The organism is Rhodoferax koreense (assembly GCF_001955695.1).
Classification (GTDB): Bacteria; Pseudomonadota; Gammaproteobacteria; order Burkholderiales; family Burkholderiaceae_C; genus Rhodoferax_B; species Rhodoferax_B koreensis.
The window spans coordinates 4,219,219-4,232,548 of sequence record NZ_CP019236.1 but is presented as its reverse complement, the minus strand read 5'-3'; the positions used below and the strand labels follow the sequence as shown (position 1 = coordinate 4,232,548).

The window sequence follows — 13,330 nt, the reverse complement described above, 5'->3', positions numbered from 1 at the left end:
AAATGCATGGCTAGTCGGGCGTGAGCCCGTTGGCTAGCAAAAAACGACCCTTGGAGATTCAGATGAATCCCGGAGTCGCCCCACGATGAAACTAGGTTGCGGCGGTCACTTGGTCAGGATCAGCTTGCCGAGCTTGGTGCTCTGCAGGCGGTACACCGCGCCGTTGTGCCTGATCTCCACGGCCTTGTGGCCTTTGAGAAGGTCGCGGCTTTCGACCGACAGCGCCTGCACACCGGCGACGGCCGCGTCGCGCATGCCTTGCAGCACGCTGTTGGCATTCTCGCCGGAGGCGGCATTGAACGAGGGGCGGGCGGCAAGATTGGCGTACATGTTGGGCTCCTGGTCTGGATTCTCGATAAGTTAATGATAACTATTCTCAACAAAAAAGCAATAACAAACTGAAAAATTTCGACCTCGCCCTCTGACATGGCGGACCATGCCAGAGGAATGGGGACCTCAGTTGGCCTTCGGCTCCGTGATAAAGCCGATCTTGCGCACACCGGCCTGCTGCGCCGCCGACATGGCCTGCGCCACGCGTTCGTAGCGCACGTCCTTGTCGCCGCGGATGTGCAATTCGGGCTGCGGATCCTTGGCGGCCTCGGCCTTCAGCATCGGCACCAGGTTGGCTTCCTCGATGCGGTTTTCGTTCCAGTAGTAGTCGCCCTGGGCATCCACGCTCAGGCGGATGGTTTCGGGCTTCGCGTCCTGCGGCTGGCTGGTGGCGCGCGGCAGGTCGATGTTGACGGAGTGTTTCATCACCGGAATGGTGATGATGAAGATGATCAGCAGGACCAGCATCACGTCGACGAGCGGCGTCATGTTGATCTCGTTCATCACCTCGTCGGGTTCATCCTGGGTACCGAAAGCCATGCTCAGCTCCCTTTCTTCATCGGCACGACGTTGGCCGTGTTGCCGCTGACGACGCGGGCGCCGGTCACGAAGAACGCGTGCAGGTCATGGGCGAAGCTGTTGAGCTGCATCAGGACCGACTTGTTGCCCCGCACCAGCGCGTTGTAGCCCAGCACTGCAGGGATGGCCACGGCCAAGCCGAGCGCAGTCATGATCAGCGCTTCGCCGATCGGGCCGGCGACCTTGTCGATCGTCGACTGGCCCGACAGGCCGATCGCCAGCAGTGCATGGTAGATGCCCCACACCGTACCGAACAGCCCGATGAAGGGGGCCGTCGAGCCGACCGAGGCGAGGATGGCGAGGCCAGCCTGCATGCGTGCCGTGGACGCGTCGATGCTGTTGCGCAGCGACCGTGTGATCCAGTCGCTGATGTCCAGGCTGTCGTGCAGATGGGCCTTGGTGTTGCGGTGGTGCGCGGTGGCTTCGCGGCCTTCGGTGGCCAGTTGCAGGAAGGGATTGGCGGGGTCCTTGCCGAGCTTGTTGAGCCCCGTGGCGAAGTCTTCGCTGTGCCAGAAATCGGCCGCGGCACGCGCGTTTTTCTTGTAGCGGATGACGTCGAGCGCCTTGATGATGATGACCATCCACGAGGCCAGCGACATGACGAGCAGGATGATGGCCACGCCCTTGGTGACGATATCGCCCTGGGTCCAGACGTTGGCGATGCCGAATTGCGATTCCATTGAAAACTCCAGATAAGAAAAAAAACTATTCGAGGACCCAGTTGATGGGCGCGTTGTAGGTCATGGGCGTGGGCACGCCATTGCGCTTGCCCGGCACGTAGCGCCAGGACATCACGGCGGTGTAGGCAGCTCTATCCAGTCGGTCGAAGCCGCTGGACTGCACGAGGGTTGCACTCTGTGGTCGGCCGTCGACGCCGATCAACACGCTGTAGACGACCTTGCCCTGTTCACCCAGGCGCTTGCTGATGGCTGGATAGACGGGCTTGGGGTTCTGCAGATAGTCGGCATCGGTGGAGGGCAGTTCCACCTTGGGCGGCGCGGGCGGGGCCGGCGGGGCCGGCGGTGCGACGGCAACCGGGGCCGCAACCGGCGGCGCCGGCGGCTGGGGCTCGATGGCGCCGGTGGGCGCATTCGGCGACGGTGTCGGATCGGCGATGGCCAGGGGTTTGGGCGCGGGCGGCAGCGTGGGCGCCTTGGTCTTGACGACCGGCTGCTTGAGCACGGGTTGCGGCGGCACGGGTGGCGGCGGTGTCACCTTCGGCGCGGGCGGCTCGATGAATTCCGTGAGCATTTCCACCGGCACGATGACTTCGACGGCGCGGCGCAGCAACCCGCTCTGCAGGCCCCACAGCGCCAGCACGTGGAAACCCAGCACGCCAGCGACGATCACCGTGTTGCGGCTGAAGCGAGGCAGGGATGGAGGCGAGGCGCTGGGCAAGGTCGTTGACATGTTGAGAGCAGGGGAAATCCAGACCGCAAGCCTATTGGAGTACGGCGCACGGGAAAAGGGAAGATTGGCGGGCGGTCACTGGCCTTGTGCAGCTGGGTCCGGCGGACCTATCGGTGGAAGATCCACCATGCCGAGCCGATGACCAGGATCAGGCTGCCGCCGATCGATGAGATGAGTTCCATGCCTTGCTTTCCTTGATGGCGCTGGCGAGATGGACCACCGAGACATGTGCGTGCTGCGCAGGGGCCGCGGCATCGAAGCCCCGGCTGCCCTGTGTCGGCTCGAAGTCGCAGTTCAGCGCGGCCATGGGAGACGACGCACTGCACTGGGCGACCACGTCGCGCGCACAACTCTCGCATTGGCCGCACTGGGTCGCCACGCCGAGTTCGAACTGGATGTCATCGAAGTTCAGGCCCGCCCGCACATGGCGCGCGATTTCACGGTCGGAAACTCGGTGGCATACGCAGACGATCATGGCGGCAAGCAGGTAGCTGGCTGTTGAAGATGCACGATTATAAATACGAATCCGTCGCATTTGCAATGTCCATGGCCAATTCATTGACGCGCAAAGGTTATTCCCCTATCCGAATCGCGCCAGTCGGCTGCCTAAGGCGACAGGCGGCAGCTTCAGCCGGCCTTGAAAATCACCGCTGGCGTGATGTCGGCCAGCGTGGCACAGCCGCACAGCGCCATGGCGATCTCGAGTTCGTCGCGCAGCAGCCGCAGCACATGGGCCACGCCCACCGCGCCGGCATTGGCCAGCGCGTAGACCACCGGGCGGCCGACCAGCACGGCCGAGGCGCCGAGCGCCAGCGCTTTCAGCACGTCGGTGCCGCGCCGGATGCCGCCATCCACCAGCACCGGCGCGGCGCCGGCGACGGCAGCGACGATGCGCGGCAGCACCCGGGCCGTCGCCACCGCCGTGTCCAGCGTGCGGCCGCCATGATTCGACACGATCACGCCGGCCGCCCCCAGGCCCACGGCCTGCCGCGCGTCATCTTCGTGCAGGATGCCCTTGAGCAGGATCGGCAGCCGGGTCTGGGCCTGCAGCCAGGCGATGTCGTCCCAGGTCGGAGCGGTCTGCAGCAACCGGTCGAACAATTCGCTTTGTCCCGGCTTCAAGGCCGTGCTGGCGGGCGCCACCAGGCCGGCGAGGTTCACGGCCGAAACATTGGGTGGAAGGCGAAAGCCCGCGCGGCGTTCGCGGTCGCGTGCGCCATGGGTGGGCGCGTCGACGGTCAATACCAGCGCCTCGAAGCCCGCGCGTTCGACGCGTTGCACGAGTTCGCGGGTGAAGCCACGGTCGTGCTGCAGATAGAGCTGGAACCACAAGGGCCCGCGGTCGTGATCACCCAGGATGGCCTGGGCCACGGCTTCCATCGGCAGGCTCGCCTGCGTGCTCAGCACCAGGCCGGCGCCGAGCGCCGAGGCGGCCAGTGCGGTGGCCAGTTCGCCGTCGGTATGCGCCATGCGCTGGAAGGCGACAGGCGCGACCAGGATCGGATGCGCCAGGCTACGCCCGAGCAATGCGGTGCGTGTATGGCCGCCGGCGAGCGCGCGCAGCACGCGCGGTTGCAATTCGATCGCGTCCCAGGCACTTCGGTTGGCGCGCCGCGTGATTTCGTCGCCCGCGCCGCCGCTGAAATAGGCCCAGGCGTTGTCATCGAGCCTCTGGCGCGCATGGGCTTCGTGGTCGGCCAGGGTGACCACGCCTGGCGGAACTTGGCCGAGCGAGGGCTGGCTCATGTATCGGCCCACATGCGCAACAGGTTGTGGTAAGTGCCGGTGAGGGCGGTGGCGACTTCGGTTTCGCCGTGTTCCTGGCGCAGGCGCAGCAGGTTCATGTCGAGCTCGTACAGCAGGCGGCGCTGGTCGTCGCTGCGCACCATGCTCTCGATCCAGAAGAAACACGCAAGCCGCTGCCCGCGCGTGACCGGCCTCACCTGGTGCACGCTGGTGCCGGGATACAACACGAGGTCGCCGGCCGCGAACTTCACGCGCTGGCTGCCGTAGGTGTCCTGTATCTCCAGTTCGCCGCCGTCGTAGTCGGCGGGATCGTTGAGGAAGACCGTGCAGGAGATGTCGGTGCGCACGCGCTGGCCGTTCTCGGGCAGGATGCGCACCGCGTTGTCCACGTGGTTGCCGTAGAAGTTGCTGCTGCCGCCATAGCGGTTGATGCGCGGCGTGAACAGCTTCTTGGGCAGCGTGGCCGAGAAGAACAGCGAGCTGCGGTCCAGCCCGCGCGTCACCAGCGCGCGGATCTGTTGCGCCGCCTCGCAGTCATGCGGAAGCTGCTCGTTGTTCTTCACTTCACGGGCTTGGGGCCCGGCGCTGGCGCGGCCGTCGGTCCAAGGCGCGTCGGCCAGCAACGCCTGCGCGGTCCGGATGTCGTCCGCTGCGAGCACTTGAGGGACGTGCAATAACATGGCTTGGGTCTTCCTTCTCATCCAGTGTAGCGAGGGCCGATGCCGCGATCGAACCGGCACCACCGCGGCTGCGCTCCCCAAAAAAAACCGCCCGGGAAGGGGCGGTTCAAACCTTTGGAGAGAGTGGAGCGATGCGAAAGCATCGCTCGTGTTGATCAACGCTCAGAACTTGATCTTCGCTGTGATTTGCAGCTCGCGACCTGCACCCGGCACGTAGAACGAGGTGTAGAGCGCATCGCCGTACAGCTTGTTCGCCACGTTGGTCACGTTGGCCTTGATGATGAACTTGTCTTCGATCACGGTGTATTCGGCCAGCAGGTCGGCGGTGACGTAGCTTGGCGAGAAGAACCCAGGGTTGCGGTTGGGCTGTTGCTTGCCCTTGAAGTTCAGGCCGCCGCCGATGCGGATCTGTGGCGTGATCTGGTACGTGGTCCACACCGTGCCGCTGTATTTTGGCGTGAGGGACGGACGTTGACCCAGACCTTCGGCGCCTTCGGCCGCCACGTCGATGCGCGCCACCGGAATCCATGCATAGGAGCCGAACACCTCCCACTGCGGCGTGATGCGGCCGGAGAAGTCGAGGTCGATACCTTGGGCATGCCGCTTGCCGGACAGCACCTGGATGGGGATCAGCGGGTCGGTGTTGCGCTCATGCAGCTTGGTGGTCCGGAACAGCGCCAGCCGCGTCGAGAAGCGTTTGTCGGCCGACTCGATGCGGGTGCCCAATTCGAGGTTCTGGCTTTCTTCCGGTGGCACAGACGCATTCGTCGCGCCCAGGGAGTAGGCGTCGCCGGATGTATTGAACGAAGTGCCATAGGCGAAGTGGAACGAGGCCAGATCGGTCGGCTGGTACAGGACGCCGGCGCGTTTGCTCCACTTGGCAATGTTCATGCTGTAGGCGCTTGTGCCCGCACCGGTGTTCGCGTTGAACTGGTAGTAGTCGGCCTGCATGCGATCGAAGCGCAGGCCGCCCAGCAGTTTCCATTTCGGCGCGATCTGCACCAGATCCTGGGCGTAGATGCCCACCCCGTTGGACCGGTAATTCTGCGTCATGCCGAAGGGGCGGGTGCCTTCGGGGATGGAGGCGCCGTCGTCGGGTGTGCCGATGGTGGTGTTGGGGCGGGTCAATGCGGCCGTTTGCGCGGTCGTCAGCGTCTGGGCCCCATAGACCTTGCGCTCTTCATGAGCATAGTCCAGACCGGCCAGCAATTCATGTTTGTAGCCCAGCGCCTCGAACTTGCTGCTCAGGTCGGATTGACCGTACAGGTTGTCCATGTCCTGCACCTTGTTTTGCGCGCTGCGCGTGAGCACCGTGCCGGGGCCGAAATTGTTGAGCCCGATCGCTTGCCCGCCTGGTTGGGATGCGGCACCAGCGAAATTCCACAAGGTTGCGCGCTGGTCGCGTGAATAACGGCCCTTGCGGATCGTGGATTTCAGTTCGGTGTCGCTGGAGAATCGGTGCACATGGCTTAGCGTGCCATAGGTGGCCCGGCCATGGTTGTAGTCGCTGGCCATGCCGTAGTAAGCATCTGGATCAAGGTTGCCGTTGAGTTGCGAAGTGCTCGTTGGCGATGCTGATGTCGGCTTGATCCAGCGAATGCCGTAGTTGATGCCGTTGCGGTTTTCCAACTGATAGAAACCCACCGAAAATTCATCGACTTCCCCGATGCCGAAGCGGTAAGCGCCGGCAATGCCGCGCTTGTTGATACGGCTGCCTGCGCCGTTGTTGTCGGCGGTGTTGGTCATGGCGTTCAAACGCAATGCCGAGCTTTCGCCGGTCTTGAGATTGAAGTCGCCGGTCAGGCGGCGGTAGTCGTGGCTGCCGAGCGTGAAGTCGACTTCGTTCTGATCGACCAGCAGCGGCTGTTTGTTGACCTGGTTGACCGCGCCGCCGGTGGAGCCGCGGCCGAACAGCAGGGCGGCGGAGCCGCGCAGGATTTCCACGCGGTCGTTGTTGAAGGTGTCGCGCTCGTAGAAGGCCGGATCACGGATGCCGTCGACGAACACGTCGCCCGAGCCCTGCAGGCTGAAGCCGCGCAGCTTGATGTCTTCCTCGCCGCCTTCGGCCGCCTGGAACGAGATGCCGCCGGAGTTGCGCAGCACGTCCTTCACGGTATCGAAGTTGCGGTCGTCGATGAGCTTTTCGGTGATGACGGTGATCGACTGTGGGATGTCGCGCAGCAACTGGTTGCCCTTGCCGATGGTCGTGCGCTCGACCTTGAGCGTGTCCTTGCCTTCGGGGGCTTCCGCCTTTTCCTTGACCGTCACCGGCGCCAGCGTCTTGTTGGCTTCCGGCGCTGCTTGGGCGATCGCGCTCATCGAGCCCGCGAGCATCATGGCGCCGAGCGGCAGCATGGCGTAAGGTGCTATGGATTTGCTAGCTTCCTGCGCAATGGATGTCTGTGTAAAAGCCGGATTTTGTTTGCGATTTTTGTGTCGGGACATGGTGTCAGCCTGAAGGTTGAGATGGTGGCTGGCTGGCTCCTGACGACATTCCGGGGAACGATCGGGCGTGGCTGGCTGGTGTGAACAGATCGGCAATCATTGTAAAGTAATGCGAATCGTTCTTGTTGCGATGCGACGCATTTTGTGAGTCTCCCGGCATCCGAACTCAGCCGTTGTTGTCTGCTTGCAACGTTGGCCGTCGCCCGCGATCAAGCGGGCAACAGTTCGGCGTGGTTGTCCCAGCGCAGGCCGGGCAGCCGGTCGTTCAGTGCGTTGGCTGCGAGCCGGCCGCGCACGCTGCCGGCGTCGCCGCTGGCCAGCCACTGCGAACCGGCCACGGCGATGGCGCTGGCCTTGGGCAAATCCTGCTGGCCGCCCCATGCGCCGTCTTCCGTCCACCAGGCCAGCCGACCGGCGCGCGTGGCGCTGACCATGAAGCCACGGCCGGGCAGGTGTGCGATGTCGCCGGCATAACCTTCGAGCATCAGACCAGCCGGCAGTTCGAGGGTGCGCAGGCCTTGCGCGTCCAGCAGGGCCATCAGCGGCGCCGCGCGCCGGGCCGCATCGTCGGCATGTTCGGCCTGCGAGGCGACGGCAATGGCGCCGTGCGGCGCGCGGGCGATGTGGCGCAGGCTGAGAAAGGGATCGTCCACGCGCCAGGTGTCGAGCACCCGCGCGGTGCTGGCGTCCAGCCGCGCGAGGTTCGACGCCATGTGATCGCGGTTGAGCTTGCGCCGGCCGGTTTCGGGCAGGATCAGCAGGCCGCCGTTGGCCACCAGCAGCGTGCCTTCGGGTTCGACCAGCATCGCATGCGGGCCGATCCCGCCGCTCGCATATTCGTGGCGCTTGCGTAGGCTCATCGGATCGCGTTCGGCGATCAGGCCGGCGCCGCTTTCGGCGTCGAACTCGGTGGTGTAGAGCGTCTGGCCATCGGCGGAGAACGCGGCATGGCCGCAGAGGAAACGATCGAGTTCCATCTCGTGCCACTGCAGCGGCTGGGCGCGACGCGTATCGAAGCGCAGCAGGAATTCACCGGGCCGGCGCGCCACAGCCAGCGCCTGGCCGGCGTGGCCAGGGATTTTCAATACTTCGTGGGCGCGATTCGGCAAGGTCACGCCGTGTGGTCCCCGGCCCGGATGCCACAGCCCGGCCATGGCCTGGTCGCCAGCCACCCAGGCGGTGAGCAGGGCGGCATCTGCGTGGCTGGCCGCCTGGGCCGGCAACTGGCTCGCCAACAGCGCGGCGGCGGTTCCGAGCAGCCAATGCCGGCGTTGCAGCGAGGAAGGATCAATCGCCATCGGCGTCCGAGAATCCGACCATGATCTGCATCGCGGCGGCGGCCTTGTCTTCGAGCACGGACTTGGTCTGCGCCACGGCTTTTTGCGCCGAGGAGATGCTGGCTGGCTTGGCCGGATCCGCCGCAAAAACGCTGGCATGGGTTCGTTCGGCCGAAGCCTCCAGTTCATCGCCGATGTCGATGTCGCCTCGACCGCGCAGCAGGCCGGTCACGCCGGTGAAGGCCTCGTTGTTCTCCGGGCCGCGCACAAAGTCTTCCAGGCCGTTCCAGGTCGCCTGCCAGCTCGCGCGCGTGGTGCCGCTGGCAAAGCGAGGCCAGTCGGTCTTGCGCCCACCGCGCGCCGGTTTGCCGATCCTCTTCCAGCGCAATTGCTCGAGTCCACCCACGGCCTGGCCGATCCAGTCCTGCAGCACAGGCAGCGCCGTGTCGGTGGTCCATTCGCGCCGGGCCATGTCATGGAAAGCGGCCAGGATGGCCTTCGCCTCGGCCGCACACTCCTGCGCCAGCAGGGCGGCGTAGCTGCACTGCGCGGCGTCGGGTTGTGTCTGCCAAAGCAGGTATTCGATCGCAGGCAACCCCTTGGCCGGCGCGCCAATGCGCTCCAGCGCGGTGAGGTCGGCGGGGGCGGCGGCCACGGCGGCGTCCACCATGGCCGCCCGCGTGGGCCAGAAGTCCACAGTGCGGGCGGAGCGTCGCTCGATCAACGGCCCCACGGCCACGGCGGCCAGGCGTTCCCAGGCCAGAAGTGCCGCGCGCCAGCGCTCGCGAGCAGCCGGGAGTGGCGCGCAGCCTGGCGCCAACTGGTCGCTCAGCGCCGCGCTGGATGCGGCGAAGGCCTCGGCCGCCGGTAAGAAGTGCGCCTGCAGCGCGTTGCGCACGAAGTCGGCCGGGTAGACGAAAGGCCAGGCCACGCGCTGGTTCCGTTGGCGGCGGCTTTGCGCCCGGAGGGGCGAGCCGGCCATGGCAGAGACGCCAACGGCCAGTGCAAGCCATTGCCGACGTGACAGCGTGGTGGCGTTCATCGAAGAGACCGATTCACAACGAATTGACGAACTTGACCAGCGCATCGCGTTCCTCGCGTTTCATTTTCAACACCTGCTGACGCGAAGCCTCGGCCTCGCCGCCATGCCACAGGATGGCTTCGAGTGTGTTGCGCGCGCGGCCATCGTGCAGCAGGAAGCTGTGGTCGTTCACATCGGGCACCAGGCCGATGCCCCACAGTGGCGGCGTGCGCCATTGCCGGCCGTTGGCCAACTCGTCGGGTCGGCCATCGGCGAGGCCCGAGCCCATGTCGTGCAACAGCAGGTCGGTGTAAGGATAGATCTTCTGTCTGCTCAGCGAGGGAAACGGCGACTCGCCCGTGGTGTAGGACGGCCGGTGGCAGACCGCGCACTGCGCCTGGTTGAACAAGGCCTGGCCCCGGCGCACGTCCACGCCGTCGAAGTTACGCCGCGCGGGCACGGCCAGCGTCGCGGTGTAGGCGATGACTTTTTCGAGCGTGGCGTCGTCGATCTCGACCGATGTGCCTTTCGGCGCCGTGCCGGCGCGTTCCGCGGTGGCGGCCGAGGCCACTGCGGCCGGTGCGGCAAGCACGGCGCTGGTGCCGCGTGGCGCTACCGCGCAGTCGGTCTGCCTGGGCATGCATTCCTCGAGCGGGAAATGCGCCGACGTGATGCCGATGTCGCCGTTGAAGGCCGAGGCTGTCTGGTGCGCCACGCTGCCGGCGTTGGCCTTCCAGCCGAAGCGGCCGATGACCTCGCGGTTGGCGTAGACGTCGAACACCCGGTTCGGCATGCCGCGGATGGCATCGCTGCGCGCGGCCTGGTCCCGGGCGTTCTGCACGATGTCCTGTTCGGTGATGGCCTCGAGCAGGCCCATGCCGATCATCTGCGGCGCGATGCGCGGGCTGACCAGGGTCTTCGGGGCCATCGGTCCGTAGCCCAGGCTGGTGAAGCTGTAGGCCGGCCTGCGCAGGCTGTAGCGCGTACCGTCGGCGAACTTGCCGGGCACTTCGGTGTATTGGATGCGGACCTTGCCTTCGGCTTTCACACCCTGCGCCGCGGCCACGGTGAACTGGTGGCCGTAGGTCGGCTCGGGTTGCGGCTTGCCGTCCGCGCCCATGACCGAAAGGCGGAACAGCAGCGCGATCGGCTGCTCCGTGGCCAGGCCGTTCCTGAACGTGTTGGGTGGTGCGCCGCGGCCGTCCTGCACATGGCAGCCGCCGCACGAACGCGCGAGGAAATGCGGACCCAGCCCGTCACGCGCGGTGGTGGAGGAGGGCGCCTCCACCCAGTTGCGCCGGAAGAAGGAATTGCCGATGGCGAACGTGGTGCGGCCGGCCTCGTCGAGGTTGGCCACGGGGAACGAGAAGGCATTGCGGCCGACTTCGAAGACCGTGGTGTCGCCGCCGGCTTTTTCTTCGGCGGCGTCGATGGTCGACGCGGCGGCCCAGGCCAGCCAGGCGCCGCTGCAGGCCACGGCGGCTGCGGCGACCTTCCAGCGGCTACCGTGCGGCTTCATTCCTTGGCCGGATCGACCAGCGTGAGCTTGGTGATGCCCACCGCCTTGGCCGCGGCCACGAAGTCGTTGCTTTGCAGCTTCAGCGCATCGGCTACCGCCTGCACGCGTTTGCGGCCGGGTGCGTCCGGGCCGCCGACGATCTCGCGGTCGAACGGCGGCTGGATGGCTTCGGCCGCCTTCACGCTGGCGGCGACGTGGGCGGTGGCGCGCTCGGCCGTGGCCGCATCCTTCGCGGCCACCAGGTCGCGCAGCGAAGGGCCAGCGAGCACCGTGCCGTCGGCACGCTTGTAAGTACCGAGCCAGACGTTTTCGATGCCTCGGGCGTTGTTCACGATGTCGCGGTGCGTGTTGTCGGAGAAGCAGGAGTGTTCGTCCTCCTGGTTCTGCGATGCGAGGGCGACCTCGATGCGTTCGCCGGCCAGTTCACCACGCGACAGCGAGCCCACGCCCACCAGCATGCGCCGCACGGCGTCGGTGCCCGATTTCTCGAAGCGAGCCCGGTAGTTCTTCGCGCCGGGCGCCCAGGCCTTGACCAGGGTGCCGAGGTCGTCGACGAGCAGTTCGGTGACGACCTTCAGGTATTCGCGGCGGCGGTTGGCGTTGGGGGCCTTGCCATCGACGAAATCCTCGAAGGATCGGTCACCAGGGCCGGTTTCGCTCAGGTCCTGGCCCCACAGCAGGAACTCGATGGCGTGCCAGCCGGTGGCGATGTTTTCCTCGCCGTTGCGCTCGTTCAGCGCGGCCAGGCCTTTCTTGGTGATCTTGACCTTTGGGTTGTTGACGATGCCGGCATTGGGCTTGCCCTTCACGCCGTCCACATAGGCTTCGTCCATCGGCCAGGCGTTGATGCGGCCTTCGGGGCCGTTCTTGTCGTCGATCGGGCCGGCGTAGAAGCGGAAGGCCTCGGTCTGGCCGTAGAACTCGCGCGCGTCGATCCAGGCCTTGCGGGCCTTGGCCAGGCCTTCGGCACTCGGGCTGGCGATGAAGGCGTCGATGCTGGTCTGCATGGCCTTGGCGCTGTTCAGGGTGTCCTCGTAATTGGCATGGACCAGGTTCGCGTAGTGCGCGGCAACCAGCGGGGCGGTCGTGGCCGCTTGCGTGGCCGAGGGTGGCGCGGCGGTGGTGGCGGGTTGGGCGATGGCGCCGAAGGCGGCCAGGATCGCGGCGCTGAGCAGCAGAGACTTCATGGAATACCCCCTCGAGATCGACGAATTGGATGCGCGGCACGGCCGCGGATGAAAGCGATTCGCATTCTAAGACCAAATGAGATTCATTCTTGATTGCCATCATCTCGCAACCTGCCGAGTCGGTCATGCAAAGCAAAAGGCGCCCGCAGGCGCCTTCGCAATCGATTCGAAACGGCTCAGCCGTCCATGTTGATCTTGGCGATCAACTCGCGCAGCACGGTGTTGGCCTGGTCGTTCTCCACCTGGCAGGTGCCGGCCGCATGGTGGCCACCGCCGCCGTATTGCAGCATCAGCTCGCCCACGTTGGTCTTGCTGCTGCGGTCGAGGATGGACTTGCCGGTGGCGAACACGGTGTTCTTCTTCTGCATGCCCCACATCACGTGGATGGAGATCTTCACCTGCGGGAACAGCGCATAGACCATGAAGCGGTTCGTCGCCCAGATGGTTTCCTCGTTGCGCAGGTCCAGCACCAGCAGGCGGTTGTGCACGGTGGCGCAGCGCTGGATCTGGGCCTTGGCCTTTTCGGCATGCGCCATGTAGATCTCGACGCGCTCCCGCACGTCGGGCAGGGCCAGGATGTCGTCGATGCCGTGGTTGCGGCAGTATTTGATGAGGTCCATCATCAGCGCATAGTTGCTGATGCGGAACTCGCGGAAACGGCCCAGCCCGGTGCGCGCGTCCATCAGGTAGTTCAGCAGCGTCCAGCCGGTGGGGTCCAGGATTTCCTCGCGCACGTACTGTGCGGAATCGGCCTTGTCCACCGCTTCCATCATCTCGGTCGTGATGTTGGGAAAGGCCTTGGCGCCGCCGTAGTAGTCGTAGACCACGCGCGCCGCCGAAGGGGCGTTCGCGTCGATCACATGGTTGGTCAGGCCGCTGCGGTTGCGCAGGGTTTCCGAGAGGTGGTGGTCGAACGCCAGGTGCGCCCCGGCCACGTAGGGCAGGTTGGTGGTGATGTCGCGCTCGGTGATCTCGATCTTGCCATCCTGCATGTCCTTGGGATGGACGAACTTGATGTCGTCGATGATGTCCAGCTCGTTGAGCAGCACCGCGCAAACCAGACCATCGAAGTCACTGCGCGTGACCAACCTGAACTTCTCTGCACCCATGACGGCAACCTTTTTGTGTAACAACGA

The 13,330-nt window shown here is 65.4% G+C and carries 13 protein-coding genes; all 13 read right to left on the bottom strand.

The genetic code is table 11. The features are described 5' to 3' along the window. Positions 1-105 precede the first annotated feature (105 nt). Positions 106-330 carry a hemin uptake protein HemP gene (gene hemP, locus RD110_RS19655; RefSeq protein ID WP_076201306.1) on the bottom strand — a complete coding sequence of 75 codons (225 nt, stop codon included), beginning with the start codon at positions 328-330 and terminating at the stop codon, positions 106-108. A gap of 126 nt (positions 331-456) precedes the next feature. After that, positions 457-870, bottom strand: a complete 414-nt coding sequence (locus RD110_RS19650; protein ID WP_076201304.1) for an ExbD/TolR family protein — start codon at positions 868-870, stop codon at positions 457-459. A 2-nt stretch (positions 871-872) separates the two neighbouring features. Continuing rightward, a complete protein-coding gene (locus RD110_RS19645) occupies positions 873-1,589 on the bottom strand; it encodes a MotA/TolQ/ExbB proton channel family protein (protein WP_076201302.1) in 717 nt (238 codons plus the stop codon). Positions 1,590-1,614: 25 nt separating this feature from the next. Further along, positions 1,615-2,319 carry an energy transducer TonB gene (locus RD110_RS19640; RefSeq protein ID WP_076201300.1) on the bottom strand — a complete coding sequence of 235 codons (705 nt, stop codon included), beginning with the start codon at positions 2,317-2,319 and terminating at the stop codon, positions 1,615-1,617. A gap of 148 nt (positions 2,320-2,467) precedes the next feature. Next, positions 2,468-2,794 carry a (2Fe-2S)-binding protein gene (locus RD110_RS19635; RefSeq protein ID WP_076201298.1) on the bottom strand — a complete coding sequence of 109 codons (327 nt, stop codon included), beginning with the start codon at positions 2,792-2,794 and terminating at the stop codon, positions 2,468-2,470. A gap of 152 nt (positions 2,795-2,946) precedes the next feature. Beyond that, the gene (locus RD110_RS19630) at positions 2,947-4,065 is read right to left on the bottom strand and encodes an alpha-hydroxy acid oxidase (protein WP_076201296.1); all 1,119 of its coding nucleotides are present in this window, start codon (positions 4,063-4,065) and stop codon (positions 2,947-2,949) included. Further along, entirely contained in the window at positions 4,062-4,745 is a 684-nt protein-coding gene (locus RD110_RS19625) for a Fe2+-dependent dioxygenase (protein WP_076201295.1), read from the bottom strand. The genes RD110_RS19630 and RD110_RS19625 overlap by 4 nt, the downstream gene beginning before the upstream one ends. Before the next feature lie 162 nt (positions 4,746-4,907). Then, the gene (locus RD110_RS19620) at positions 4,908-7,190 is read right to left on the bottom strand and encodes a TonB-dependent receptor (RefSeq protein ID WP_083686367.1); all 2,283 of its coding nucleotides are present in this window, start codon (positions 7,188-7,190) and stop codon (positions 4,908-4,910) included. 209 nt (positions 7,191-7,399) lie between these two features. Beyond that, the gene (locus RD110_RS19615; protein WP_076201293.1) at positions 7,400-8,488 is read right to left on the bottom strand and encodes a DUF1513 domain-containing protein; all 1,089 of its coding nucleotides are present in this window, start codon (positions 8,486-8,488) and stop codon (positions 7,400-7,402) included. Then, positions 8,478-9,398: an imelysin family protein gene (locus RD110_RS19610; RefSeq protein WP_157900255.1), complete on the bottom strand. Its 921-nt coding sequence runs from the start codon at positions 9,396-9,398 to the stop codon at positions 8,478-8,480. Before RD110_RS19610 ends, RD110_RS19615 begins: the two co-directional genes overlap by 11 nt. Positions 9,399-9,522: 124 nt before the next feature. Beyond that, positions 9,523-11,007: a di-heme oxidoreductase family protein gene (locus RD110_RS19605; RefSeq protein WP_076201289.1), complete on the bottom strand. Its 1,485-nt coding sequence runs from the start codon at positions 11,005-11,007 to the stop codon at positions 9,523-9,525. Beyond that, the gene (locus tag RD110_RS19600; RefSeq protein ID WP_076201287.1) at positions 11,004-12,194 is read right to left on the bottom strand and encodes an imelysin family protein; all 1,191 of its coding nucleotides are present in this window, start codon (positions 12,192-12,194) and stop codon (positions 11,004-11,006) included. The genes RD110_RS19605 and RD110_RS19600 overlap by 4 nt, the downstream gene beginning before the upstream one ends. Before the next feature lie 176 nt (positions 12,195-12,370). Further along, positions 12,371-13,303 carry an exopolyphosphatase gene (locus RD110_RS19595; RefSeq protein ID WP_076201285.1) on the bottom strand — a complete coding sequence of 311 codons (933 nt, stop codon included), beginning with the start codon at positions 13,301-13,303 and terminating at the stop codon, positions 12,371-12,373. Between the last annotated feature and the right edge of the window lie 27 nt (positions 13,304-13,330).